Here is a 24,885-nt window from a genome sequence, read left to right on the forward strand (position 1 = left end):
GGCAGCCGCCGCGCCCGCTCCCGCCAGCCCCGCGCCCTTTGCCGCCGCCAGCCCACCTCCCGCCGAGGCCCCCGTCATCGTGCAGGCCGCGCCCCGCGCCGCCGTGACGCGCGAGGCCCTGGCGACGCCCGCCGGCGCGAACCCCCCTGCGGCGCCGCCGATGGCTTCCATGCCCGTCGCGTCCATGCCCGTCGCGTCCATGCCCGTCGCTTCCGTGCCTGTCACCGCCGCATCCGCCGCCGCACCCGTTGCCGCTGCCGCGCCGGCCGCCAGCCGCGTCCGGCTGCTGCCGGACCGCGCCCTGTCGATCCCCGCCGCGGCGGGCACCGGCGCCGCGCTGTTCCGCCGCGGCGGATTGTGGCTGCTGGTGCTGGACACGCCGCAGCCGCTCGACCTCGGCGCGTTGCGCGCCGACCCGCTGCTGCGCGCCGCGGAGACCAGCAGCGGGCCGGATGCGACGACGCTGCGCCTGCCCGCCGCGGCCCTGCGCAATCCCCGCCTGCGCCGCCAGGGCGCCGCCTGGGTGCTGGACCAGCCGCGCGAAGCGCCCGCCACCACGCCCATGGCCATGGAGGTCGAAGCCGGGCCGCCCGCCCGGCTGGTGCTGCACACCGCGCAGGCCGGCGGCAGCGTTTCCGTCCTCGACCCCGAGACCGGCGCCGCCCTGCTGGTCGGCACGGTACGGGACGGGGCCGATTCCATGCCGCTCGGCCGCCGCGCCGCGGTGTTCGAATTGCTGCCGACCCGGCTCGGCGCCGCGTTGCTGCCACGGGCCGATACGGTGACGCTGCGGGCCCTGCCCGGGCGCTTCATCGCCGGCGCCGCGCCGGGGGCGGAGCTGGCGCTGGGGGCGGAAGCGCCGGCCCCCGTGGCCGCCGCCAGCAGCCTGACCCGGAGCTTCGACCTGCCGGCCGAATCGGTCACCGCCCTGCAGGACCGGCTGCGCAACGCCACCGCCTCGGTCGCCGCCGCCGCGCCGCTCGGCCGCGGCCAGCCGCGGCTGGCCGTGGCGGAGGCGCTGCTGGCGCTGGGCCTGCCGCAGGAAGCCCAGGCCATGGCCGGTCTCGCGATGCGCGAGGATCCGGTGCTGGCGGAGCAGCCGAAAAGCCGCGCCTTGCAGGCGGTGGCGGCGCTGCTCGGCGGGCGGTTGGCGGAGGCCGCGGGCCTCGACAACCCTGCCCTGCCGCAGACCGACGAGCTGGCGCTGTGGCGCGGCCTTCTCGCCGCGGCGCGGGGCCAGCAGGGCGCCCCGGCGGTGGCCGCCGGCCTGCCGCTGCTGCTGTCCTACCCTGCGCCGCTGCAGGCCCGCCTGGCGCCGCTGGTGGCGGAAGCGCTGGCCTCGGGCGGGGAGCCGGCGGCGGCGCGGAGCCTGCTGGCCACGCGCGACCAGGACGACCCCTCGCTCGCGCTGGCCCACGCCCGGGTTCTGGAGGCGGAGGAGGCGGTGGAGCCGGCGCTGGCCGCCTATGACCGGATCGCCCGCGGCCGGGATCGCCGGGCGCGCGCGGTGGCCATGCGGCGCGCCGCGGAGTTGCGGCTGGCCAAGGGGCTGCTGGACGCCGCCGGCGCCGCCGCGGCGCTGGAAGCGACGCTGGCCGCCTGGCGCGGCGATTCGATGGAAACCGATGGCCGGTCCCGGCTCGCCGAGTTGCGGATGCAGGCGGGCGATGCGCGCGGCGCCTTCGACCTGCTGCGGGAAACCGCCAGCCTGTTCCCGGACCTGGCCCCGGGGCTGCATGAACGCACCGTCGCCGCGCTGCTGGCCGCGCTGGACCAGGAGCCGCCGCTGGTCGCGGTCACGCTGTTCGATGCGCATGCGGAGATGCTGCCGGCCGGGGCGGCGACGGAACAGGCGCTGAGTTCGCTGGCCGACCGGCTGGCGGCGCTGGACCTGCTGGACCGCGCCCGGCACGTGCTGCGCGGCGCCGCGGCGCGGGCCGACGGCCCCGAAGGCCGCGCCCGGCTCGGTGCCCGGCTGGCCGGGCTGGCGCTGGGCGCCGGCGATGCCGCGGGCGCCATCACGGCCCTGCGTGACAGCGCGGCGCCGGGGCTTTCGGCGCCGCTGACGGCGCACCGCAACCTGCTCGAAGCCCGCGCCCTGGCGCGCAGCGGTCAGCCGGAGGCGGCGGCGGCGCGCTATCGCGCCGCCGGGCCGGAAGCGGCGGCGGAACTGGCGACCCTGCTGGAGGAACGCCAGGACTGGGCTGGCGCCGCCGTGGCGCTGCGCCAGCACCTGGAACAGGTCGCCCCGCCCGGCACGCCGCTGACCGCGGCGCAACGGCCGCTGATCGCCCGGCTGGCGGCGCTGCTGACCCTGGCGGGCGACGAGGCCGGGCTGGCCGCGCTGCGCGCGGAGGAGGCGGCGCGGATGGGTGACGGGCCGCTCTCCAGCACCTTCGGGCTGCTGACGGCGGAGCGCATGGGCGGGCTCGAGGACCTGCCACGGCTGACCCAGGAACTGGATGTCGCGCGTGCGCTGCCGGCACGGCTGGACAGGTTGCGGGCGGAATCGCAGCCGACAAGATGATTTTCGTGCCACCCCCCGGGGGGGACAGGCAGGTTTGCCTGTCCCCCCCGGGGGGGGACCCGCTTTTTTTGCGGCCCCAGGTCCCGATTTCGCTTGCGCCCCCAGGGGCTTTGCCCCATATGCCGCGGCCTTGACCCGATCGACCCTTCGATCATCCCGGTCATCTGCTGGCTGGAAGGAGCCCTTACCATGGAAGCTCTCGTCCAACTGGGGATGGTCTCGGATCTCCCGAGCGACGCCCAGAATGATGAGAACCGCTCGGCGGAAACGAAGGACTATTTTGTCCATCGCAACGGCGTGCGTTATGCGGGAACGCATCTGATCATCGATTTGTGGGGCGCCACGAATCTCGACGACCCCGACCATATCGACGCGGTGCTGCGCGAAGGTGCGCTGGCCACCGGCGCCACCATCCTGCACGGCCACTTCCACCACTTCTCCCCGAATGGTGGCGTGTCCGGCGTGCTGGTGCTGGCGGAGAGCCATGTGTCGATCCACACTTGGCCGGAACGCGACTATGCCGCGCTCGACATCTTCGTCTGCGGCGAATGCGACCCGTACAAGGCGCTGCCGGCGCTGAAGAAGGGCTTTCTGGCGGAGCGCGTGCAGCTCGCGGAACACAAGCGCGGCCTGATCGGCTGAACCCGGCCGACAGGTCGGTGGAACCATGGGGCGGACCGCAGGGTCCGCCCTTTTTTGCGCCTGCGGAGATGGGGACGATGACGGAAAACTGGGTGAACGAGACGCTCTACGCCGAATGGGGCCAGCGCTTCCTGGTGAAGCGGGAACTGGCGCAGGTGAAGTCCGCCTTCCAGGACATCCGCATCTTCGAAAGCCATCTGCATGGCCGCGTCATGCTGCTGGACGGCGTGGTGCAGATCACGGAGGCGGATGAGTTCGTCTACCAGGAGATGCTCGCCCATGTGCCGCTGCTGGCGCATGGCGCCGCGAAGCGCGTGCTGATCATCGGCGCCGGCGATGGCGGCGTGCTGCGGCGCGTGCTGCAGCACCGCACGGTGGAGAAGGCCGTAATGGTGGAGATCGATGGCGAGGTGATCCGCCTGGCGAAGGAGCATCTGCCCAGGATCGGCGGCGATGCCTGGACCGACCCGCGCGCCACCGTGATCGTCGGCGACGGCATCGACCATGTGCGCCAGGCGGAAGCCGGCAGCTACGACGTCATCATCGTCGACAGCACGGACCCGATCGGCGTGGGGGAGGTGCTGTTCACCGATGAGTTCTACGCGAACTGCTTCCGGATTCTGACGGATCGGGGGCTGGTGGTGAACCAGTGCGGCGTGCCCTTCATGCAGGCGGAGGAACTGCGCGAGACATCCCTGCGCCGTGCCAAGTTCTTTCCGGACGTCTTCGCCTACCTCGCCGCGGTGCCGACCTATGTCGGTGGCTTCATGACGCTGGGCTGGGCGGCGAAGGATGCCGGCTGCCGCAAGGTGGAGGTTTCGGAAATCCGCCGCCGTGCCGATGTCGCGGGGGTGCTTGAGACGACGCGCTACTGGACGCCGGAGATCCATGTGGGCGCGTTCAACCTGCCGCCCTATATCGGGATGCACCTGCCGCGGGGGTGATCGCCACCCCCCCTGGGAAGGCGGGGCTTTTCGGTTACGCCTCCACCGGCGGCGGCACCCGGTCACCCGGCTGCAGGCCGCGCAGGCGTGGTTCGCAAAAGCGCTCGCTGAACACGTCGCGGAGCGAGGAGGCGATGGCGTTGCGCGCCGTCTCGAACTCCTTGCGCGCCTGGGCGTCCGCGGGGTCGGCCAGGACGCGGGATTCGGCGGTGCGGATGGTGGCGATCTCCTCATTCAGCCGCTTCGCCGAATCGCGCGGCAGGGCGCGGCCGGCGACATAGACGGCCTGGCTGATGCCGATCAGCGTCACCAGCTGGTCCGGCAGGGTGAAGTTCTCCAGGTCGCCGGTGCCGCTCACCACCAGCGCCACGGCGGCGAACAGGCTGAACAGCAGCGCCTGCACCCGCGTCACGTCGATCTCGCCATCCGATTCCACCAGGTCGGTCCAGCGCGGCAGGCGCGGCGTGGGGTCCAGCACGCCGGTGCCGAACAGCCAGAGGCGGTTCGGCGTCTGCATCACGGAGCCTTCCGTCAGCCGCGCCAGGGTGGAGCCGGTCAGCGTCACGCCCAGCAGCGTCAGCACCGACTGCGACAGGTTGGGCAATTCGCCGGTGCGCCCCATGACGTAGGCATAGACCCCGGCGAGGACGAGGGTGAACAGCAGCACCTGGAACCGCGACAGGCTGCAGTAGCCGAAGCTGTCCTGGGCAATGACGGTGGGCCGCAGCGCATAGCCGAAGGCGCCGGGCGCGCCGTCGCCCAGCAGCCGGCGGCTATGCGCATACTGCCGCGCATGGATGCGCGCCGCCGCAAAGGCCAGCGCGAGATAGGCGGCCAGCACGGTGAGCAGCCCGACGGCGGTGGACAGGCGCAGGGTGGAGACGAACAGCGGCTGCCGCGCATAGACGCGCAATTCGCGCCCATTGGCGCGCCGCGGGTTGACCGCGCCCTGGGTCGGATCCAGGCAGAGGAACAGCACCACCTGCCAGGAGGAAGGCAGCCAGCCGCGGTCGATGCTGGGGAACAGGGCGGCGACGGTGGTTTCATCATCATGGGGCGAGGGTGGCAGCACGGTGCCGCGCTGCAGGTCGCCCGCCTGCAGATCGACCGGCGAGAGGCCGTCGCGGTAGACCACCGCCTCGAAGAAGGCGTTGCGCCATTCCACCGGGGTCAGCCAGTCCGGCCGTGCCACGGTGATCTCCAGCGTCGGCACCGCCTTGGAGGTCTGCCGCACCGGCTTCAGCGGCAGCGCCGGGGCGCTGCTGTTCAGGTGGCGCGCCACCTCCTCCATCACCATGAAGCCGGAACCGACGCGCCAGGGCTCGTCGCGCGGCACCGGCGCGCTGCACTGGATGACGCGGGCAGGCGCCGGAGCCGGAACCTGGGCCTGGACCGCAAGGGGCAGGGCCGTCAGCGCCAGCAGCAGCCCGGCGATCGATGCGCGCAGCATGGTCGTCCCCCCGCAACCGTCGCGGGACGGTGCGGCGGGCGGTGCAACCGGCGCAATGCTTATTCGGTTTCGCGCGTTTCAGCGCGGCGCCCAGGCCGGGAGGTGATCAGTTCGCCGCGAAGCCCTGCACCAGGCTGCCGGCCACCAGGCGCCAGCCATCCACCAGCACGAAGAAGGCCAGCTTGAAGGGCAGCGCCACCACGGTGGGCGGCAGCATCATCATGCCCAGCGACATCAGCAGGCTGGCGGCGACCAGGTCGATCACCAGGAAGGGCAGGAAGACCAGGAAGCCGATCTCGAAGGCGCGGCGCAGCTCGCTGACCATGAAGGCCGGCGTCAGCACGCGCCAGGGGGCCTCCGCCGCCGGCGTGGGCGGCAGCCGGCCGAGGTCGAGGAACAGCGCCAGGTCGGACTCCCGCACCTGCGCCGCCATGAAGCCGTGGAAGGGCTGCGCCGCGGCCTGCAGCCCGGCGAGTTCGCCCACCCGGCCCTCGGCCATGGGCTGGATGCCCTGCTGCCAGGATTGCTGCAGCACCGGCTCCATCACGAACAGGGTCAGGAACAGCGCCAGCCCGATCAGCACCGGGTTGGGCGGGATGGAGGGTGCGCCGAGGGCGCTGCGCAGCAGCGCCAGCACGATGACGATGCGCGCGAAGGCGGTCATCATCACGACCAGGGAGGGGGCGAGGGACAGCAGCCCGATCAGCGCGGTGAACTGCAGCAGCCGCGCCGTGGTCCCGGGCTGCCCGGCGCCGAGGTCGAGGTTCAGGCTCTGCGCCAGGGCCGCGCCCGGGACAAGCAGCAGCACGGCGAGAGGTACGCCCAGGAGGAGCGCCGGCAGCGCGCGGCGCGTCATGGTGCCGGGCTGTCCGGCGGCAGCCAGCCCAGTACCAGATCGGCGCCGCCGCCGGTCAGCAGCAGCAGCCGGCGGTCGTCGCAGCGCAGCAGCAGCAGGCGGCGCCGACCGTCCAGGGGCAGCGTCTCCTCCACCGCCAGGCGGCGCCCGGCGCGCGGGCCGAGCCCGGCGGCGCGGGCGGCGCGCCCGGCCAGCAGCAGCGCCGCCAGCACGGCCAGCAGGGCGGCCAGGGCGGTCAGGCCGGCGGTGATCAGGCTTTGGGTCTCGCTCATCCGGCTCCTTCGGCACCCCGTCCTGGGGCCCCGTGCTGGGCTGTCGTCCCGTCAGTTGCGCGCCACTTCCGCCGCCAGCTCGTTCACCTGGCGCAGCAGGGCTTCCAGCGCCGGGCGCAGGCGCCGCGCCTCCTCTGCCGAAAGCGCCAGCACGGCGGCGCAGAGCGCGGTGGCCTCGCGGTCCAGCCCTTCCAGGTCGATCTGACGGCCGCCCTCCACCAGGGCACGGGCCACCACCACGGTGCCGCCCATGGACTGGATGGCAGCGTGGACGGTCTCGGCATGGCTGGCGGTGCGCTGCATGGCGGCATCCTGCGCCGGCCGGGGTGAATGCATCCTTGATGCGCGGCTGCCATGCGCCAGGGTCGTGCGGCCGGGATGGGCGCAACCGGCGATCGAAACCCTTCCTTCATGCTCGGCGCTGCAGGATGGCGGCATGCAGCGCCTCATGCCCTTCCCCTCCGGCTCCATGTCCAACGCCGGCGCGGCCGGGCGCGGCCTGGCGCCGCTCGATCTCGCCGCGCGGCGGCTGGGCTGGCTCGATCGGCGCCAGGTGGTGCTGGCGCAGAACATCGCCAATGCCGACACGCCGGACTACCGCCCGCACGACCTGACGCCCTTCGCCCGGGCGCTGGCTGCCGCCACCCCGCCGGGCCTGGCGCGCACCGCGCCCGGACACCTGGCCGGCGGCGGCCGCGCCGGACCCGGCGCGACGGCGGATCGCTCGGTGGCGGAGGCGGTGCCGGACGGCAACGCCGTCTCGCTCGACCGCGAGGCGGTGCGGATGGCGGAGACCGACACGGCGCATGCCCTGGCCATGGCCGTGCACCGCAGCTTCACCGGCCTCTACCGCCTCGCCCTGGGCCGCCAGGGCTGAAAGGGACACCTGCGATGGACCTCGACCGCGCGCTGCGCATCTCGGCCGCCGGCATGGCGGCGCAATCCACCCGGTTGCGGGTGGTGGCGGAGAACCTGGCCAACCGCGACAGCACCGGCGAGGCCCCGGGCGCCGACCCCTATCGCCGTCGCACCGTCAGCTTCGCCAACCGCCTGGACCGCGCCCTTGGGGCGGAGCTGGTCGATGTCTCGCGCATCGGCACCGAGCCCGGCGACTTCCCGACGCGCTTCGACCCCGCGCACCCGGCCGCCGATGCGAATGGCTACGTCAAGCTGCCGAACGTCAACAGCGTGGTGGAGGTGATGGACATGCGGGAGGCGCAGCGCAGCTACAGCGCCAACCTCTCGGTCCTTGAAACCACGCGCGGCATGCTGACGCGGGCGATCGAGGCGCTGCGCTGATGGCGATCGGCGCCGCCCAGGCGGCCGCGGCCTATGCCAGCGCCGGCACCGGGGGGCGCGCGCCCGGCGCGGCGGCCGGCGAGGATTTCGGCGCGGCGCTCGGCCGGGCGCTGGAAGCCGGGGTCGCCATCGGCCGCAGCGCCGATGTGCAGGCCACCCAGGCGCTGATGGGCCAGGGCAGCGTCAGCGAGGCGGTGCTGGCAATCTCCCGCGCCGAGCTGGCGCTGCAGACCGCGGTCACGCTGCGCGACCGCGTGGTGGCCGCCTACCAGGAAGTGATGCGCATGCCGGTCTGAGGCCGGCGTGGCGGGATTGGGCCCGGCAGGATGCCGGGCAGGGAGCAGGCATGTCGGAACAGGCCATGGGCCAGGCGGTGCGGGAGGCGCTGTGGGTCTCCATCCAGGTGATGGGCCCGCCGCTGCTGGCGGTGCTGGCGGTGGGGCTGGTGGTGTCCCTGGTGCAGGCGCTGACGCAGATCCAGGAGGCCACGCTGGCCTTCGTGCCGAAGCTGCTGGTGGGCGGGGCGCTGATGCTGGTGCTGGGCCCCTTCACCCTGGCGGTGATGCGCGGCTGGTCCGAGACGCTGTTCGACCGGATGGTGATGCTGGGGGGCGCGCCATGATCCGGCGGCGCCGGCGGGCGTGACGGAAGGTGACCTGGCGCTGCTGCAGGCGCTGCCCGGCCTGGCCTTCCAGTTGGTGCTGGTGTTTGCCCGGCTGGGGGCGGCGGTGATGCTGCTGCCCGGGCTCGGTGAGCAGGAAGTGCCGATGCCGGTGCGGCTGGGGCTGGGCCTGGCGCTGTCGCTGCTGCTGTTCCCCGTGGTCTCTCCCGGCCTGCCCGCGGCGCCGGCGGATGCTGCCAACAGCTTCGGCCTGCTGGCGGCAGAGGTGGTGGCGGGGCTGTGGATCGGCGCGCTGGCGCGGCTGGCGCTGGTGGCCTTCGCCATGGCCGGGCAGGCCATCGCGGCGCTGATCGGGCTTTCCGGCATGCTGGCGATGGACCCGGAACTGGGTGGCCAGGCGACGGCGCTCGGCCGGATGATGGGGTTGCTGGCGGTGCTGGTGGTGATGGCCACCGGCCTGCACGGGCTGGCGCTGTCGGCGCTGGCGGAAAGCTATGCGGTGCTGCCGGCCGGCCAGCCCCTGCCGGCCGGCCCGGCGGCGGCGGCCATGGCCCAGGCGGGGGCGGAGTCGCTCAGCCTGGCGCTGCGCCTTGCGGCGCCCTTCGTGCTGGGCGCCGTGGTGCTGAACGTGGCGCTGGGCCTGCTGGCCCGGCTGGCGCCGCAGGTGCAGACCTTCTTCGTCGCCGTGCCGGGGCAGATCCTGGCCGGGCTGGCGCTGCTCGGCCTGCTGGCGCCGCCGATGATCGCCACCTTCGCCGCCGCCCTGCGCGACAGCTTCCTGACCCTGCCGGGCGCGCGCTGAGCCATGGCCGGGGAAGACGACGCGCAATCCGGCGACCGGACCGAAGCCGCCACGCCGCGGCGCCTGGAGCAGGCGCGGCAGGATGGCCAGGTGGCGATGTCCCGGGAAGTGGTGGGCTGGTCGGCGCTGGCCGCCGGCACCCTGGGCGCAAGCTTGGCCCTGCCCGCCGGCGGAACGGAGATGCTGCGCGCCATGCGCGCCCTGCTGGCCCGTGGCCACGAGCTGGCAATGGCGGAGGCGGCGCGGGCGCTGGCGGTGGAGGCGCTGTGGGCCGTGCTGCCGGTGGCCGGCGCCGCGGCGCTGGGCGCGGTGGCGGCCACGCTGCTGCAGACCGGCCTGCTGATCTCCACCAAGGGGCTGGTGCCACGGCTGGACAAGATCAGCCCCTGGGCCGGGCTGAAGCGCCTGGTCTCCCCCGAATCGGCGGTGGAATTCCTGCGCACGCTGATCAAGCTGGCGCTGGTGGGCGCCGCGCTGTGGCATGCGCTGGGCGACCTGCGGGACATCCAGGCGATGCTGCACGCGCCGCCCGGCGCGCTGCCGGCCGCCGCCGGTGAGGCCGCGCTGCGGCTGATGAAGGCGGCGCTGGTGGCCTTCGCCGGCATCGCGCTGCTCGACCTGCTGTGGGTCCGCCACCGCCACGCCGCCCGCCTGCGGATGAGCCGGCAGGACCTGAAGGAGGAAGCCCGGGACCAGGAAGGCGACCCGATGCTGAAGGCGCGGCGCCGGCAGATGCGCCAGGTGCAGGGCCGCCGGCGGATGATGGCCGCGGTGCCGCGCGCCGCCGTGGTGGTGACCAACCCCACCCACTACGCCGTCGCCCTGGCCTATGGCGCGGACAGCGCGGCGCCGCGGGTGGTGGCCAAGGGCGTGGACGCGATGGCCGCCCGGATCCGCGCCGCCGCGCAGGAAGCCGGGGTGCCGCTGGTGGCCAACCCGCCGCTCGCCCGGGCGCTGTGGCGGCTTGAGGTGGATGCCGAGATCCCGCCCGAGCACTACCAGGCGGTGGCCGAGATCATTGCGTATGTGTGGCGCCAGCGTGGCGCCGGGGCGCAGCCGTGATGCGCGCGCCCCCCCAGGACTTCAGCCGGATCGTGGCGATGAGGAGCCCCGCATGAACGAACCGCGACGCAAGCTGCAGGACCTGCTGCGACGGGCGCTGCGCCCGGGGCCGGACCCGCTGCTCCGTGCGGTGATGGACGCGGCGGGCATCGGCTTGGCGCTGCTCGACGCGGAGGACCGGCTGCTGGCCTGGAACGGCGAGTTCGCCGGCCTCTGCGGCCCCATGCTGCCGCCGCGCGAGGGATTGCCGCTGCGCCAGATCCTGGCGGCGGAGGGGCGGGAGGATGCGCTGGCGGCGCTGGCCGGCGGCCAGAAGCGGCTGGTGGCGCTGGCCACCGAGGGCGCGCCGCGGCTGGAGGCGGAGCGCCGCCCCCTGCCAGGGCCGGAGCGACAGGCGATCCTGCGCCTGGCCCGCCCGCCGGCGCGGCCGGCCGAACAGCAGGCGGCGGCGGCGCGGCTGCAGGCGGTGGGCGCGCTGGCCGGCGGCATCGCGCATGACTTCAACAACCTGCTGACCGCCATCGCCGGCAGCGCCGAAGCCGCGCTGGCCCGCACGCCGCAGGGCAGCGCTGCGCCGGAACTGCGCCAGGTGCTCGAAAGCGCCGGCCGCGGCGCCGCGCTGGTGCGCCAGCTTCTGGCCTTCGCGCGGCAGCAGGCACTGCGCCCGCGCGTGGTCGACCTGAACGAGGCCGTCGCCGCCATGGGCGACCTGCTGAAGCGCCTGCTGGGCAGCCGGGTGCGGCTGGCGCTGACGCTTGAGGAACCCTCTCGCCGCGTGCGGATCGACCCGACGCAGCTCGACCAGGTCATCATGAACCTGGCGCTGAACGCGCGCGACGCCATGCCGGAGGGCGGCGCCATGCGGATCGCCACCGGGCATGCCGTGGTGCTGCGGCCGGAGCCGCTGGGCAACGAGATCCTGCCCGCCGGCCGCTACGCGATGCTGGAAGTGTCCGATAGCGGCGCCGGCATCCCGGAGGAGGTGCTGCCGCGCATCTTCGACCCCTTCTTCACCACGCGGCGCGAACAGGGCGGCACCGGGCTTGGACTTTCCACGGTTCATGGCATTGTCCGGCAATCGGGCGGATTCATCGCGGTGGATAGCCGCAGGGGGCAGGGCACGCGCTTTCGCATCTGGCTGCCAAGGCATGAGGGCCCGGCCGACCCGGTGGTGCCGACCGCCATGGTGGCCGCGCCCAGCGCCCCCGCCATGCCGGCCCCCGCCATCACTGCCGACAGCTTCGGCACCGCCCCGGTGCTGCTGGTGGAGGACGAGGTGCCGCTGCTGCGCCTGGCGGAACGCGCGCTGCGCCGCGCCGGCTTCGAGGTGATGAGCGCCGGCTGCGCCGAGGAGGCGCTGCAGATGCTGGCGCGCGGCGCGCCGGCGCCGCTGGCGCTGGTCTCGGATGTGGTGATGCCGGGCATGGACGGGCTCGAACTCTGCGCCAAGCTGCGGGAGAAATGGCCTGGCCTGCCGGTGCTGCTGGTGTCCGGCTATGCCGAGGCGGCGCTCGGCCGTGACCTGGCGGCGGAGCGCATCCGCCTGCTGGCGAAGCCCTACAGCCTGGGGGCCTTGGTGGCGGAATTGCGGGGCATCCTGCCGGCCAGCACGCCGAAAGTTTCCTAAATGTTCTTGTCGGCGGCGCGGTTCCGCGCGATATTCGGGGCAGCCGATCGGTGACTCGCGGCGCCGCCGCGGCGCGGTGCGCGGGTTTTCCGGTCACGGGGATTGACCGGCAGGTGGCAAACCTGCCTCAATTTCACTCATAGGTTGAGACCGGATTTCGGGAGAGCGAGCCGCATGGACAAGACCAAGGCTCTGGATGCCGCGCTGAGCCAGATCGAACGCGCCTTCGGCAAGGGCTCGATCATGCGGATGGGCAACAAGGCCGCGACGGATGAGGTGGAGGTGATCTCCACCGGCTCGCTCGGTCTCGACCTCGCGCTCGGCATCGGCGGCGTGCCGAAGGGACGGATCATCGAGGTGTATGGTCCGGAAAGCTCCGGCAAGACCACGCTGGCGCTGCACATCATCGCGGAAGCGCAGAAGCGCGGCGGCACCTGCGCCTTCATCGACGCCGAGCACGCTCTGGACCCCGGCTACGCCAAGAAGCTGGGCGTGGATATCGAGAACCTGCTGATCAGCCAGCCGGATGCCGGCGAGCAGGCGCTTGAGATCTGCGACACGCTGGTGCGGTCCGGCGCCGTGGACGTGCTGGTGGTGGACAGCGTCGCGGCACTGGTGCCGCGGGCGGAGCTGGAAGGGGAGATGGGCGACAGCCATGTCGGCCTGCATGCCCGGCTGATGTCCCAGGCGCTGCGCAAGCTGACCGGCAGCGTCTCCCGCTCCAACACCCTGCTGGTGTTCCTCAACCAGATCCGCCTGAAGATCGGCGTGATGTTCGGCAACCCGGAGACCACCACGGGTGGCAACGCGCTGAAGTTCTACGCCTCCATCCGCATGGAAATCCGCCGGATCGGCGCCATCAAGGACCGCGACACCACCACGGGCAACCAGACCCGGGTGAAGGTGGTGAAGAACAAGATGGCGCCGCCGTTCCGGCAGATCGAATTCGACATCATGTATGGCGAAGGCATCTCCAAGGTCGGCGAGCTGGTCGACCTCGGCGTGAAGGCCGGCATCATCGAGAAGTCCGGCGCCTGGTTCTCCTGCGACAGCCAGCGCATCGGGCAGGGGCGGGAGAATGCGAAGCAGTTCCTGCGCGACAACCCGGCGATGGCGGAAAGCGTGGAGAAGCGCATCCGTGACCAGGCGAACGGTCTGGCCAACGCCATGCTGGCCGGGGAGGGCGAGGACGCGGCGGCGGCCGAATAGGAAACCCTCGCCGCAGCGTGCGTTAACCGGCGGTTATCCAACAGACAGGATATCGCCATGTATCGCACGCTGCCCGCTGCCCTGCTCGCCCTCGGCCTGATCCTGCCGGCCTGGCCCGCCGCGGCCGATGAGACCTGCCGCGGCCCCGTCAGCCGGGCCCAGGCCGAGGCGGTAGCGCGGGGCGCTGGCCTGGTCCGCATCACCGATGTGGATTGCGACGACGATGAATGGGAGATCGAGGGGCAGGACGCCCGGGGCCGGGAGATGGAGGTGGAGATTTCCGCCGCCGATGGCCGGATCCTGGAGATCGAACGGGACTGAATCCCGCTTCGGGCCGGTGCGGGCGCGTGCCGGCTTCCGGTCTGGCGCTTTCTGCTCTAACGATCGCGGCCCCTTGCGAGACATGCCGAGACCATGAGCAGCAGCAACGACATCCGCGCCACCTTCCTGGACTACTTCCGGCGCAACGGCCATGAGGTGGTGGAAAGCTCCCCCCTCGTGCCCCGCAACGACCCGACGCTGATGTTTGCCAACAGCGGCATGGTCCAGTTCAAGAACGTCTTCACGGGGCAGGAAAAGCGCGCCTACCAGCGGGCCACCACGGCGCAGAAATGCGTGCGGGCGGGCGGCAAGCACAACGATTTGGACAATGTCGGCTACACCGCCCGGCACCACACCTTCTTCGAGATGCTGGGCAATTTCAGCTTCGGCGACTACTTCAAGGAACAGGCGATCGAGCATGCCTGGACCCTGCTGACGCGTGATTTCGGCCTGCCCAAGGACCGGCTTCTGGTCACGGTGTACTCCGAGGACGAGGAGGCGCCGGTCTACTGGAAGAAGGTGGCCGGCCTGCCGGACAGCCGCATCATCCGCATCCCGACCTCCGACAATTTCTGGCGCATGGGCGATACCGGCCCCTGCGGCCCCTGTTCCGAAATCTTCTTCGATCATGGCGACAAGATCCCCGGCGGCCCGCCTGGCAGCCCGGAGGAGGATGGCGACCGGTTCATCGAGATCTGGAACCTGGTCTTCATGCAGTATGAGGAGGGCCCCCCGGGGGTCCGCGTGCCGCTGCCGCGCCCCTCGATCGACACCGGCATGGGGCTGGAACGCTTCGCCGCCATCCTGCAGGGCAAGCACGACAACTACGACACGGACACGCTGCGCGCCCTGATTCTCGCGAGTGCCGAGGCCACCGGGCAGGAGCCGGACGGCATCTGGAAGACGAGCCACCGCGTGGTCGCCGACCATCTGCGCGCCGGCACCTTCCTGATGGCCGATGGCGTGCTGCCCAGCAATGAGGGCCGCGGCTATGTGCTGCGCCGCATCCTGCGCCGCGCCATGCGCCACGCCCATATGATGGGCGCGCGGGAGCCGCTGCTGCACCGCCTGGTCCCGGCCCTGACCCGGCAGATGGGCGCCGCCTATCCCGAGATCCTCCGCGCCGAATCCCTGGTGGTGGAGACGCTGCGGCTGGAGGAGACGCGTTTTCGCAGCCTGCTGGAGCGGGGGCTCGGCCTGCTGGCGGAGGAATCGGGCAAGCTGGGCGACAAGGGCACGCTGCCCGGTGACGTCGCCTTCAAGCTTTACGACACCTACGGCTTCCCGCTGGACCTGACACAGGACGCGCTGCGCGGCGAGGGCAAGTCGGTCGATACCGAGGGCTTCGCCGCCGCCATGGCGGAGCAGAAGCAGCGCGCCCGCGCCGCCTGGGCGGGGTCCGGCGAGGCGGCGACGGAAACGCAATGGTTCGACCTGAAGGAGAAGCTCGGCGCCACCGAATTCCTCGGCTATTCGACCGAAAGCGCGGAGGGCTCCATCCTCGCCATCCTGGTGGACGGCAAGCCGGTGGACTCCGCGCCGGCCGGCACCGAGGTCGCCGTGCTGCTGAACCAGACCCCCTTCTACGCGGAATCCGGCGGCCAGGTGGGCGATGCCGGGCTGATCTCGGCCGGCGAGGCCTGCCGGATCGTGGTGCGCGACACGCAGAAGAAGCTGGGCGAGCTCTTCGTCCATTACGGCGTGGTGGCGCATGGCGAGGCGAAGCTCGGCCTGCCCGTGGTGGCGGAGGTCGACCACACCCGCCGCGGCACGATCCGCGCCCACCATTCCGCGACGCACCTGCTGCATGAGGCGCTGCGCCGCCGGCTGGGCACCCATGTCTCCCAGAAGGGCTCGCTGAACGCGCCGGACCGGCTGCGCTTCGACGTCTCCCAGCCCACGCCGATGACGGATGAGGACCTCGCCTGGGTCGAGACCGAGGTGAATGCCCGCATCCGCGAGAATGCGGAGGTCGTCACCCGCCTGATGACGCCGGACCAGGCGGTGGCGGTCGGCGCCATGGCGCTGTTCGGCGAGAAGTACGGCGACGAGGTCCGCGTGGTCTCCATGGGCCATGACCCGGCGGCGGTGGAACGCCACGGCGTCTATTCGCTGGAACTGTGCGGCGGCACGCATGTGAAGCGCACCGGCGATATCGGCCTTTTTCGAATTGTCTCGGAAGGGGCAGTCGCGGCTGGCATCCGGCGCGTCGAGGCGGTGACCGGGGAAGCCGCGATGAAGCTGCTGGAGGAGCGGGATCGTCAGCTCAGCCAGGCCGCGGCCGTGCTGAAGGCGCGTCCGGCCGAGCTGGCCGACCGCATCACCAGCCTGCTGGAGGATCGGAAGAAGCTGGAGCGCGAGGTCTCCGACCTGCGCAAGAAGCTGGCCACCGGCGGCGCCGCGGCGGAGGTCGAGGAGATCGCCGGCCTGCGCGTGGCGCTGCGCGAGCTGGGCGAGATGCCGCCGCGCGACCTGAAGGGCGTGGTCGAGGCCATCCTGCAGTCCGGCACCGCCGATGTGGTGGCGGTGGTGGCGACCGCCGAGGGCAAGGCCAGCGTCTTCGTCGGCATTGGGGAGGCGGCGAAGGGCAGGACGGATGCGGTGACGCTGGTGCGCGCGGCCAGTGCGGCGATCGGCGGCAAGGGCGGCGGCGGCAAGCCGGACATGGCCCAGGCCGGCGGGCCGGATGCGGCCAAGGCGGCCGAGGCGCTGGCGGCGGTGCGGGCGGCGCTGGGGGGGTGAGCGGGGAGGAGGCCCTTCGGAAGATCGATGAAGCCTCGGCGCTGGAAATCCTGCGCCAGGCTCAGACCTTGATCGCGGCGCAGATCGACGCGAGCAAGTCGATCGATACGAAGGCCACCTCAGTACTTCAGGCGTCGCTATCGCTGGCCGGAGCCAGCCTCGGCGCGGCGGCACTGGCCATGGGTGATAAAGCCTGGTTGCCGGCATGGGGTGCGGCGGGGCTGTTGGCCATGGCGATAGCCTTCATTCTGGCGGCCTATCTGGCTGCCTGGACGCTCAGGGTTACCAATATCGCAGCACCAGCTCTGCGGCCCGCGACCCTTATCGAACAGGGTATGCATGAGGTGGCGGCGAAACAGGCCTATCTCTTCATAGCCTTCGAGCTCAACAAGGCTATCGAGATCAATGACGCCCGCTCGCGCGAGGCCGGCCAGCGCGTGACGCGCGCGCTGTATGCCTCCCTGGCCGCGCCCTGGGCTGGTCTGACTGGCGCCGCGAGCTTTGCCGCGGCGGCCACGCCCAACCTTCTGACATGGCTGGCCGTGCTCGCCGGCGCCATCATCGTGCAGCAGCTAGCGGCTCGTGTCTTCGGATCGTCGCAGCGGTAGGGAGTTCGTCGGGCCGATCGACCGTGTCAGCTGTTCCAATTGGACCGGACGCGCTCCCGGGCGAGCCTGATACGGATTGACGGGCGAAGGACCTGACCCGGCCGCGGGCGCGGAACCGGGAGGCTTGGCAGCGGCCTGGGCGTGGCGGGACGTCGTCATGCCTTCAAGCTAGTGGTTGTGGGGACTGTTTTCCAGCGAGGAGAAGATGCTTGGTGCGTAATCCCGCCGTCCCACCCCGCGCCCGCGCCCTCGGCTTCGCGCCCGGGATCTTCGCGCCCGGCCCGCTGAACGCCATCACCGATGTCGCCGGGGTGCGCGTCGGCCAGGTGACGGTGATGGAGGGCGAGGCCACGCGCACCGGTGTCACCGCCATCCTGCCCCATGCCGGCAACCCCTTCGCGGAACGCGTGCCGGCAGGCCTGTTTGCCATGAACGGCTACGGCAAGATGGCCGGCGTCACCCAACTGCAGGAACTCGGTGAGCTGGAGACGCCGATCCTGCTGACCAATACGCTGGCGGTGGGGCGCGCGGTGGAGGCGCTGGTGGATTGGACGCTGGCGCAGCCGGGGAATGAGGCCGTCCGCTCCGTCAATGCCGTGGTAGGCGAGACCAATGACGGCCGCCTGAACGACATCCGTGCCCGCGGCGTCACCCACCAGCACATGCTGGACGCGCTGGCGGCCGCAACGGACGGGCCGGTGGCGGAGGGCTGCGTCGGCGCCGGCACCGGCACCATGGCCTTCGGCTGGAAGGGCGGCATCGGCACCTCCTCTCGCCTGCTGCCGCCGGCGCTGGGCGGATGGATCGTCGGCGCGCTGGTCCAGGCCAATTACGGCGGCGCTCTGGTGATGGACGGCCTGCCCGTCGGGCGGCTTCTGAAAAAGTACTACCTGGCGGAGCATGCGGCGGAGCAGGCGGATGCGGATGGCTCCGTCATGGTGGTGGTGGCAACCGATGCGCCGCTCTCCGACCGCAACCTGCAGCGCCTGGCGCGGCGGGCCATGGGTGGCATCGCGCGCACCGGCGCCGCCTTCTCGGACGGGTCTGGCGACTATGCCCTGGCCTTCGCCACCCATCCCGGGGTACGGCGCGGCGCCGGGCGCGACGGCTTCGCGGATTGGCCGAACGACCGCATGTCGCCGCTCTTCGTCGCCGTGGCGGAAGCGGTGGAGGAGGCGGTGCTGAACGCGCTGTGCCAGGCCGTCCCCGTGGAAAGCCGGCTGGGCGGGCGGCGCGTGGTCGGCCGGGCGCTGCCGCTGGACCAGGTGGCTGCGCTGGCGCGGGCGGCGGGCCGCGAGGTTCCCCCGCTCGCTTAACACTTGGGCATTGCTTCCGGGGCAGGCTGCGCGCCCATGGAAGCGCAGAGTCTCGGGATCATGCTGGCCGGGCTGGTGATGGCCGCCCTGGTCCTGTGGCTGCTGCACCTGCTGCGGCGCGCCGTGCGGGCGCTGCGCGGCTGGGCGGGCCTGCTGCGCCGGCCGCGGCTGGGCGGGCTTCGGCTGGCCTATAGCCGGGCGCTGGCCCGTTCCGAATCGGCGCGCGCCGCGGCGCTGGCGGCGGAGGTGGCGCGGCTGCGCGTGGAACTGCGCCTGGCCCGCGCGCCGGAGCCGCGCTTCCAGCGTGCCAAGCGCGAATTCGCCCGCCGCTTCCACCCAGACCGGCTGCCGCGCCGCACCCCGGACCGGCCACTGCGCATCGCGCTGTTCCGCGAATACTGGGCTGTGCTGCGCCGGATCGAGCGCGACGGCTGACCATGCCGGATCCCATCGGTCGGACCCTGCATCCGCCGAAGGCGGATGAGAGGCCGCATGGCCGCCGCGCCTTGTGGCGTGCAGCCAAGCCGGCGGATGCCGGCGCCGGCGACCGGGGCGGTGATCGGTCACGATCACCAGGATCTGGTCTCAGCGCTGCACGGCCACCGCCTGGCGCAGCACGCTGCGGAATTCCCGCCGGTGCAACTCCCGCAGCACGAACAGGCTGGTGGCGACAAGCGCCAGCGGGTGCACCACCCAGGCGAGCGCCGCCAGGCCGAAATAGTAGCTGCGCAGCCCGGTGTTGAAGTGCCGTGCGGCGCGATTGGCGATTTCCGCCGCCATGTCCGCCGCCGCCAGCATTTCCGCATCCGGCTGGCCGGAGGGGATCCCGCCGATCAGGATCGAGGTGTAGTTGAACTGCCGCAGCGCCCAGGTCAGCTCGAAGAAGGCGTTGACGAAAATCACCAGCAGCAGGCCGATCTTCAGCTCCCAGCCGGCATCGTCCGGCACCGCGGCGAAGGGCAGGGCGGCGACGACGCGGCGGCCGAGATCCGGCGCGCCCAGCAGGGCCACCAGGCCACCCAGGATGAAGATGCTGGTGGTGGCCAGGAAGCTGGTGGAATTCATCAGATTGCCGATCGCGGCCATGTCGGCGATGCGGTTGTCCCGCGTCAGCATCGCATGCATCCAGCGGCGCCGGTGCTGGTCCATGGCCGCGATGACGCTGGCGCGGCGGATCCGCGGCACCTTGTCCACCACCGTGGCGTAGCCGAGCCAGCAGGCGGCGAAGATCGCCAGGGCGATCCCGTCATAGAGGGAGAAGGGCATCGTCATGCCCCTGGTATAGTGCAGCGCAGCAACAAGGCGCCAGGAGCAAGGCGCGTCCGGCCGGGGGAGGATCCCCCGGCCGGCGGTCGATGGCTCAGGCCATCTTCTTCTTCAGGTTCTCGTCCAGCTTGGCGAGGAAGGCCTGGGTGTTGAGCCAGGGCTGGTCCTTGCTGATCAGGATGGCGAGGTCCTTGGTCATGTCGCCGGATTCCACCGTCTCGATGCAGACCTGCTCCAGCGCATTGGCGAAATCGACCACGTCCTGCGTGCCGTCGAACTTGCCGCGATAGGCCAGGCCGCGGGTCCAGGCGAAGATGGAGGCGATCGGGTTCGTGCTGGTCTCGCGGCCCTTCTGGTGCTCGCGGTAGTGGCGCGTGACGGTGCCGTGGGCGGCTTCCGACTCCACCGTGTTGCCGTCCGGGGACAGCAGCACGGAGGTCATCAGGCCGAGGCTGCCGAAGCCCTGGGCCACGATGTCGGACTGCACGTCGCCATCGTAGTTCTTGCAGGCCCAGATATAGCCGCCTTCCCACTTCAGCGCGGAGGCCACCATGTCGTCGATCAGCCGGTCCTCATAGACCAGGCCCGCGGCCTTGAAGCGGTCGGCGAATTCAGCGTCGAAGATCGACTTGAAGATGTCCTTGAAGTTGCCATCATAGGCCTTCAGGATCGTGTTCTTATGGCTGAAATAGACCGAATAGTTCCGCGCCAGGCCATAGTTGAAGGAGGCGCGCGCAAAGCCTTCGATCGAGGCGTTCAGGTTGTGCTGCATCATCGCCGCACCGGCGCCCTTGAAGACGAACTCGCCGATCTCCTGCGGCTCCCCGCCTTCGGGGATGTAGGTCATCTTCACCGTGCCGGCGCCCGGCACCTTCATCTCCACCGCGCGGTAGATGTCGCCATAGGCGTGGCGGCCGACGACGATGGGCTTGGACCAATGCGGCACCAGGCGCGGCACGTTCTGGCAGATGATCGGTTCGCGGAAGATCGTGCCGTCGAGGATGTTGCGGATGGTGCCGTTCGGGCTGCGCCACATCTTCTTGAGGTTGAATTCCTTCACCCGCGCCTCGTCCGGGGTGATGGTGGCGCACTTCACGCCCACGCCGTACTGCTTCGTGGCGTTGGCGGCATCGACCGTCACCTGGTCGTCCGTCTGGTCGCGGTATTCAACGCCCAGATCGTAGTACTTCAGGTCGATGTCGAGGTAGGGCAGGATCAGGCGGTCCTTGATGAACCCCCAGATGATGCGCGTCATCTCATCCCCGTCCATCTCGACGACGGGGGTCTTCACCTTGATCTTGGCCATGCCTGTATCCTTGCCTGTTCCGCCGCCGGCCGCCCGTGCCGGCACGCCGCCATCACGCTTCGGGGTGGGAGGTGGCCGGAACATGCCAACCGCGCCCCTCGGGGGCAAGCCCGCCGCGTCCCGATCCGCCCTGCCGGACCGACGGCTGCGGCGTCCCGCGCAATGGCACGGGACGCCGCGCTTGCCCGGCCTCGGCACGCGGCAGTAGAAGCGTCAAACCTGCCGACAACCTCCCGCGGGGCATGACCCTGGCCCTCCCGCTGCTCGTCGCCGCCCTGTCGATGGCCACCAGCGCCTCGGCGGCGGCCGCATCTTCGCCCGTTGACGCCTGGCTGCCCGTCCTGCCGCTGCTCGGCGCGGTGGCGGTGGCGGCGTGGATGGTGTTTCGCCTTCGCGCCCGGCTGGCCGCGCTGCAGGCGCGCAACAGCCGCCTGACGGCCCGGAATGCCGAATTGCGCGTGCTGGCCGGCCGGGCGGAGGCCAAGGCCCGGCAGTTGGATGGCGCCATGGCCGCCATGTCCGACGGCATCATGGTGACGGATGCGGAATTGCGGCTGGTGGGCTGGAACACCCGCTTCCCGGACTATGCGGGCGTGCCCCGCCAGGCGCTGCGCATCGGCCTGCCGATCCGGGAAGTGCTGCGGCTGCAGGCGGAGGCCGGGGAGTTCGGGCTGGTGGATCCGGAAATGGAGGCCGACCGGCGCCTGGCCCTGCTGCGCGAAGGCCCGCTGCTGGAGCGCTGGGTGCGCGACCGGCCCGATGGCAGCCGGCTGGAGCTGCGCCGCGCGCCGCTGCCGGGGGGCGGCTATGTCACGCTCTACACCCCGGTGCGCGACCCGGATGGCGGGCCGGCGCCTTCGCTGGCCGAAGCGTTCCGGGCGGAATGGCGCGGCCGCCTGCCGCGGCTGACGGCGGCGGCGGCGGATGGCGACACACCCGGCGCGCGCCAGGTCGCCCATGCCCTGCGCGGCATTGCCGGGAATGCCGGCTGGCCGGCCGTGGCCGGCGTGCTGGCGGCGGTCGAGGCGGCAGCGGAGGCCGGGGACGTGACCGAGTTGCGCCTGCTGACCGCCCTGCTGCCCGTGGAACCGCCGAGCACCGTATGAGCGACACCCGCCAGGACCCCGTCGAATGCCCGCATTGCGGGGAAGCCACCATGCCGAACCGGCTGTCCGACGGCAGCCTGGTCTGTTCCTGCGCCGCGGAACGATCCCTTTCGCCACCCCCCGTGGTGCTGGACTCCCGCCGCCCTTCGCCCAGATAGGGAGGAGGCAAGCGGAGTGGGTGCGATGATCCTGCGGATGGCAGCGGGCGGCATGATGGGGGCGGTGGCGGTGGCCGGCGCGGTGACCACGCTGGCGCTGGGCGCCGGGGCGGTGGGCACCGTTCTGCTGGCGCGCCGCCTGTGCGAGGAACGCAAGGGCTGGCGCGACGGCGCGAAGGCGGAGCCTGAGATGGCAAGCGCCGCGGCAGCGGAGGAGCCGGCCGGGCCGGGCATGCCGGACCTCGCCTGAAGGGCGGCGCGGCGGCGGCCCTCAATCCGGCAGGATGGCCGTCGCCTCGATCTCCAGCAGCGCCGCGGGTTCCACCAGCGCCACCACCTGCACCAGTGCCATGGCGGGGAAATTGCGGCCCATCACGGCGCGGTAGGCGGGGCCGAGTTCGGCCAGGCTGGCGCGGTATTCGGCCACGTCCACCACATACCAGGTCAGCCGGCCGATATGTTCCGGACCGCCGCCGGCTTCCGCCAGCACCGCCAGGATATTGGCCAGCGCCTGGCGGGCCTGGGCCACGAATCCCGCGGCGAAGCGGCCCTCGGCGTCCCAGCCGATCTGCCCGCCCACCAGCACCAGGCGTCCGCGCCCCATCATGCCGTTGGCATAGCCGCGCGGCGCTGGCCAGCCGGGCGGTTGCAGCGCCTTCAGGGGGTTCTCAGGCATCGGCGCAGCGCCCCTGATAGGCCGCCAGCGCCGCGCGCAGGTCGGGCGGGATCGGCACGGCGCGGCGTGCATCGAGGTCGGTGGTGGCGGTCACCAGGTGCATGCGCAGCAATTCCGCCTCCGCCCGGTGCACATGCAGCGTCAGCGCGTAGGAGGCGCCGCCGATCCGCGTCACCAGCGGCGTCAGCGCCACCTGGTCGCCCATCAGGCCCGGCGCCATGAAATCGGCCTCCGCATGGGCGAAGCCGGTGCCGATGCGGCGGGTGGCGTGCAGCGCGTGGAAATCGATGCCGAGTTCGGCGCCGAAGAAATCCTCGATGGCGGCATTGGCCATGGCGAACCAGACCGGGAAGAAGACGATGCCGGCCGGGTCGCAATCGCCGAAGCGTACCCGCGCCGTGGCGTGGAAGGCGCGGGTGGGCAGGGCGGCGAAGGGCAGGGGTGTGGGGCGGCTCATCCGGCTTCCCCAGCCTGGCGGCGCAGCGCGAAGCGTTGCAGCTTGCCGGTCTCGGTGCGCGGCAGCGTCGCCACGAAGACCACGCTGCGCGGGTATTTGTAGGGCGCGATTTCCGCCTTCACATGGTCCTGCAGGGCGCGCGCCAGCGCGGCATCGGCCGAGTAGCCCGGCTTCGGCACCACATAGGCCCGCACCACCATGCCGCGTTCCGCATCCGGCGCGCCGACCACGCCGCATTCGGCCACCGAAGGGTGGGTCAGCAGCGCCGCCTCCACCTCCGGCCCCGCGATGTTGTAGCCGGCGGAGACGATCATGTCGTCGTTGCGCGCCTGGTACCAGAAATAGCCATCCGCGTCCTGGATGTAGGTGTCGCCGGTGATGTTCCAGCCGGCCTGGACATACTGCGCCTGGCGCGGGTCATCCAGGTAGCGGCAGCCGGTCGGGCCCTGCACGGCCAGCCGCCCGGCCGTGCCGCGCGGCACTTCCCGCCCCGCCTCATCCACCACGCGGGCGCGGTAGCCCGGCACCGGCAGGCCGGTGGCGCCGGGGCGGATCGCCTCGGCCGGCGCGGCGATGAAGATGTGCAGCATTTCCGTGGCGCCGATGCCGTCCATCAGTGCCAGGCCGGTGGCCTGGTGCCAGGCATCGAAGATCGGCCTGGGCAGCGCCTCCCCCGCCGAGACGCAGCGGCGGAGCGAGGACAGGTCGTGCTGCGCGGCAAGCCCGGCCATGACGCGATAGGCGGTGGGCGCGGTGAAGCAGATGCTGGCGCGGTGGCGGGCGATGGCGGCGGGCAGGTCCTCGGGCGGGGCGCGTTCCAGCAGCACGGCGGTGGCGCCGACCCGGAAGGGGAACAGCACCAGCCCGCCCAGGCCGAAGGTGAAGGCCAGCGGCGGGGAGCCGATGAAGATGTCGGTGGCCTCCGGCTTCAGCACCTGCATCGCATAGCCGTCGCAGATCGCCAGCATGTCGCGGTGGAAATGCAGCGTGGCCTTGGGCACGCCGGTGGAGCCGCTGGTGAAGCCGATCAGGCAGATGTCGTCGGCGGCGGTGTCGCAGGCGGGGAAGCCGGGATCGGCCTCCGCCACCATCGCCTCCAGCATCCCGTCGCCCCAGGTGACGAGGTGGCGGAGCGCCGGCGCCGCCGCCTTGCGCAGTTCCGCGACCAGCCGCGCATCGCACAGCGCATGGCTGATGCGCGCCTTGGCCAGCATCTCCGACAATTCCTTGGCGCGCAGCAGCGGCATGGTGGCGACGACGATGCCGCCGGCCTTCAGCACCGCGAAATAGGCGGCGACCATCCAGGCATTGTTGGCCGAGCGCAGCAGCACGCGGTTGCCCGGCACCAGGCCGAGGCGGTCCACCAGCACGCGGGCGATGCGGTCCACCCGGTCGGCGAGTTGCGCGTAGGTCAGCGTCTCCGCCGGCGTCACCAGCGCCGGGTGGTCGCCGCGGCCGCGTTCCAGGTTGCGGTCCAGCAGTTCCACCGCGCAGTTCAGCCGCGGCGGGTAGTGGTATTCCGGTCGGTCCAGCAGGAAATCCGGCCATTGGTCGCGCGGCGGCAGCCCGTCGCGGCAGAAGCGGTCCCGATGCGCGCTGTGGTGGGTCATTCCGTCC

General features: G+C 72.0%; 29 protein-coding genes. 19 read left to right on the forward strand and 10 right to left on the reverse strand.

The window, feature by feature from the left end:
• A partial coding sequence (locus HEQ75_RS27935) for a hypothetical protein (protein WP_209318711.1) occupies positions 1 to 201 on the reverse strand: 201 nt, incomplete at its 3' end.
• On the opposite strand from HEQ75_RS27935, the gene HEQ75_RS22575 reads away from it, so the two are divergent.
• The 3 genes from HEQ75_RS22575 (at position 200) to speE (ending at position 4,113) form a co-directional block, all read left to right on the forward strand.
• Positions 200 to 2,527 (forward strand): hypothetical protein, encoded by a 2,328-nt coding sequence (locus HEQ75_RS22575; protein ID WP_168034389.1) that lies wholly within the window; start codon positions 200 to 202, stop codon positions 2,525 to 2,527. The two genes, HEQ75_RS27935 and HEQ75_RS22575, sit on opposite strands and share 2 nt — an antisense overlap.
• A gap of 189 nt (positions 2,528 to 2,716) precedes the next feature.
• Positions 2,717 to 3,169: an adenosylmethionine decarboxylase gene (gene speD / locus HEQ75_RS22580; RefSeq protein ID WP_168034390.1), complete on the forward strand. Its 453-nt coding sequence runs from the start codon at positions 2,717 to 2,719 to the stop codon at positions 3,167 to 3,169.
• A 77-nt stretch (positions 3,170 to 3,246) separates the two neighbouring features.
• On the forward strand, positions 3,247 to 4,113 hold the full coding sequence (gene speE / locus HEQ75_RS22585; protein ID WP_168034391.1) for a polyamine aminopropyltransferase: 867 nt from the start codon (positions 3,247 to 3,249) through the stop codon (positions 4,111 to 4,113).
• A gap of 34 nt (positions 4,114 to 4,147) precedes the next feature.
• Here the strand turns inward: speE and HEQ75_RS22590 are convergent, their stop codons facing one another.
• The 4 genes from HEQ75_RS22590 to HEQ75_RS22605 all read right to left on the reverse strand — a co-directional run bounded on the left by HEQ75_RS22590 (position 4,148) and on the right by HEQ75_RS22605 (position 6,994).
• The gene (locus tag HEQ75_RS22590; protein WP_168034392.1) at positions 4,148 to 5,563 is read right to left on the reverse strand and encodes a hypothetical protein; all 1,416 of its coding nucleotides are present in this window, start codon (positions 5,561 to 5,563) and stop codon (positions 4,148 to 4,150) included.
• Positions 5,564 to 5,669: 106 nt separating this feature from the next.
• Positions 5,670 to 6,419 (reverse strand): flagellar type III secretion system pore protein FliP, encoded by a 750-nt coding sequence (gene fliP, locus HEQ75_RS22595; RefSeq protein ID WP_168034393.1) that lies wholly within the window; start codon positions 6,417 to 6,419, stop codon positions 5,670 to 5,672.
• Positions 6,416 to 6,691 (reverse strand): flagellar biosynthetic protein FliO, encoded by a 276-nt coding sequence (locus tag HEQ75_RS22600; protein WP_168034394.1) that lies wholly within the window; start codon positions 6,689 to 6,691, stop codon positions 6,416 to 6,418. The genes fliP and HEQ75_RS22600 overlap by 4 nt, the downstream gene beginning before the upstream one ends.
• A 51-nt stretch (positions 6,692 to 6,742) precedes the next feature.
• Complete coding sequence (locus HEQ75_RS22605; protein ID WP_168034395.1) at positions 6,743 to 6,994, reverse strand: hypothetical protein; 252 nt, start codon at positions 6,992 to 6,994, stop codon at positions 6,743 to 6,745.
• A gap of 133 nt (positions 6,995 to 7,127) precedes the next feature.
• Here HEQ75_RS22605 and HEQ75_RS22610 point away from each other — a divergent pair, with 133 nt between their 5' ends.
• The 13 genes from HEQ75_RS22610 to HEQ75_RS22670 all read left to right on the forward strand — a co-directional run bounded on the left by HEQ75_RS22610 (position 7,128) and on the right by HEQ75_RS22670 (position 18,734).
• Entirely contained in the window at positions 7,128 to 7,568 is a 441-nt protein-coding gene (locus HEQ75_RS22610; RefSeq protein ID WP_235962059.1) for a flagellar basal body rod protein FlgB, read from the forward strand.
• 14 nt (positions 7,569 to 7,582) lie between these two features.
• Complete coding sequence (gene flgC, locus HEQ75_RS22615; protein WP_168034396.1) at positions 7,583 to 7,990, forward strand: flagellar basal body rod protein FlgC; 408 nt, start codon at positions 7,583 to 7,585, stop codon at positions 7,988 to 7,990.
• Positions 7,990 to 8,286: a flagellar hook-basal body complex protein FliE gene (locus tag HEQ75_RS22620; protein ID WP_168034397.1), complete on the forward strand. Its 297-nt coding sequence runs from the start codon at positions 7,990 to 7,992 to the stop codon at positions 8,284 to 8,286. The genes flgC and HEQ75_RS22620 overlap by 1 nt, the downstream gene beginning before the upstream one ends.
• 50 nt (positions 8,287 to 8,336) lie before the next feature.
• Positions 8,337 to 8,612, forward strand: a complete 276-nt coding sequence (locus HEQ75_RS22625) for a flagellar biosynthetic protein FliQ (RefSeq protein ID WP_168034398.1) — start codon at positions 8,337 to 8,339, stop codon at positions 8,610 to 8,612.
• Between the two features lie 19 nt (positions 8,613 to 8,631).
• Positions 8,632 to 9,414 carry a flagellar biosynthetic protein FliR gene (locus HEQ75_RS22630; protein WP_168034399.1) on the forward strand — a complete coding sequence of 261 codons (783 nt, stop codon included), beginning with the start codon at positions 8,632 to 8,634 and terminating at the stop codon, positions 9,412 to 9,414.
• Positions 9,415 to 9,417: 3 nt separating this feature from the next.
• On the forward strand, positions 9,418 to 10,476 hold the full coding sequence (locus tag HEQ75_RS22635) for an EscU/YscU/HrcU family type III secretion system export apparatus switch protein (protein ID WP_168034400.1): 1,059 nt from the start codon (positions 9,418 to 9,420) through the stop codon (positions 10,474 to 10,476).
• Between the two features lie 52 nt (positions 10,477 to 10,528).
• A complete protein-coding gene (locus HEQ75_RS22640; protein WP_168034401.1) occupies positions 10,529 to 12,103 on the forward strand; it encodes an ATP-binding protein in 1,575 nt (524 codons plus the stop codon).
• A 174-nt stretch (positions 12,104 to 12,277) separates the two neighbouring features.
• Positions 12,278 to 13,312 carry a recombinase RecA gene (gene recA, locus HEQ75_RS22645; RefSeq protein ID WP_168034402.1) on the forward strand — a complete coding sequence of 345 codons (1,035 nt, stop codon included), beginning with the start codon at positions 12,278 to 12,280 and terminating at the stop codon, positions 13,310 to 13,312.
• Positions 13,313 to 13,369: 57 nt separating this feature from the next.
• Positions 13,370 to 13,633, forward strand: a complete 264-nt coding sequence (locus tag HEQ75_RS22650; protein WP_168034403.1) for a PepSY domain-containing protein — start codon at positions 13,370 to 13,372, stop codon at positions 13,631 to 13,633.
• A 93-nt stretch (positions 13,634 to 13,726) separates the two neighbouring features.
• A complete protein-coding gene (gene alaS / locus HEQ75_RS22655) occupies positions 13,727 to 16,375 on the forward strand; it encodes an alanine--tRNA ligase (protein WP_168034404.1) in 2,649 nt (882 codons plus the stop codon).
• The gene (locus HEQ75_RS22660; RefSeq protein WP_168034405.1) at positions 16,372 to 16,983 is read left to right on the forward strand and encodes a hypothetical protein; all 612 of its coding nucleotides are present in this window, start codon (positions 16,372 to 16,374) and stop codon (positions 16,981 to 16,983) included. Before alaS ends, HEQ75_RS22660 begins: the two co-directional genes overlap by 4 nt.
• A gap of 212 nt (positions 16,984 to 17,195) precedes the next feature.
• A complete protein-coding gene (locus HEQ75_RS22665; protein WP_168034428.1) occupies positions 17,196 to 18,299 on the forward strand; it encodes a P1 family peptidase in 1,104 nt (367 codons plus the stop codon).
• 36 nt (positions 18,300 to 18,335) lie between these two features.
• The gene (locus HEQ75_RS22670; protein ID WP_168034406.1) at positions 18,336 to 18,734 is read left to right on the forward strand and encodes a hypothetical protein; all 399 of its coding nucleotides are present in this window, start codon (positions 18,336 to 18,338) and stop codon (positions 18,732 to 18,734) included.
• 150 nt (positions 18,735 to 18,884) lie between these two features.
• Here HEQ75_RS22670 and HEQ75_RS22675 read toward each other — a convergent pair whose 3' ends face one another.
• Complete coding sequence (locus HEQ75_RS22675; protein ID WP_168034407.1) at positions 18,885 to 19,571, reverse strand: DUF599 domain-containing protein; 687 nt, start codon at positions 19,569 to 19,571, stop codon at positions 18,885 to 18,887.
• Positions 19,572 to 19,659: 88 nt separating this feature from the next.
• Positions 19,660 to 20,871, reverse strand: coding sequence for an NADP-dependent isocitrate dehydrogenase (locus HEQ75_RS22680; protein WP_168034408.1), 1,212 nt, complete (start codon positions 20,869 to 20,871; stop codon positions 19,660 to 19,662).
• Between the two features lie 242 nt (positions 20,872 to 21,113).
• Here HEQ75_RS22680 and HEQ75_RS22685 point away from each other — a divergent pair, with 242 nt between their 5' ends.
• From HEQ75_RS22685 to HEQ75_RS22695, 3 genes are read left to right on the forward strand one after another with little or no spacing between them, the layout of a single operon-like run.
• Complete coding sequence (locus HEQ75_RS22685; protein WP_168034409.1) at positions 21,114 to 21,977, forward strand: PAS domain-containing protein; 864 nt, start codon at positions 21,114 to 21,116, stop codon at positions 21,975 to 21,977.
• Entirely contained in the window at positions 21,974 to 22,135 is a 162-nt protein-coding gene (locus tag HEQ75_RS22690; protein WP_168034410.1) for a hypothetical protein, read from the forward strand. Before HEQ75_RS22685 ends, HEQ75_RS22690 begins: the two co-directional genes overlap by 4 nt.
• Positions 22,136 to 22,151: 16 nt before the next feature.
• A complete protein-coding gene (locus HEQ75_RS22695; protein WP_168034411.1) occupies positions 22,152 to 22,385 on the forward strand; it encodes a hypothetical protein in 234 nt (77 codons plus the stop codon).
• A 21-nt stretch (positions 22,386 to 22,406) separates the two neighbouring features.
• On the opposite strand, the gene HEQ75_RS22700 is transcribed toward HEQ75_RS22695, so the two are convergent.
• From HEQ75_RS22700 to HEQ75_RS22710, 3 genes are read right to left on the reverse strand one after another with little or no spacing between them, the layout of a single operon-like run.
• The gene (locus HEQ75_RS22700; RefSeq protein WP_168034412.1) at positions 22,407 to 22,811 is read right to left on the reverse strand and encodes a RidA family protein; all 405 of its coding nucleotides are present in this window, start codon (positions 22,809 to 22,811) and stop codon (positions 22,407 to 22,409) included.
• A complete protein-coding gene (locus tag HEQ75_RS22705; RefSeq protein ID WP_168034413.1) occupies positions 22,804 to 23,268 on the reverse strand; it encodes an acyl-CoA thioesterase in 465 nt (154 codons plus the stop codon). Before HEQ75_RS22705 ends, HEQ75_RS22700 begins: the two co-directional genes overlap by 8 nt.
• Entirely contained in the window at positions 23,265 to 24,878 is a 1,614-nt protein-coding gene (locus tag HEQ75_RS22710) for a benzoate-CoA ligase family protein (protein ID WP_168034414.1), read from the reverse strand. Before HEQ75_RS22710 ends, HEQ75_RS22705 begins: the two co-directional genes overlap by 4 nt.
• Positions 24,879 to 24,885: the final 7 nt, after the last annotated feature.

The organism is Falsiroseomonas selenitidurans (assembly GCF_012103215.1).
Taxonomy (GTDB): domain Bacteria; phylum Pseudomonadota; class Alphaproteobacteria; order Acetobacterales; family Acetobacteraceae; genus Falsiroseomonas; species Falsiroseomonas selenitidurans.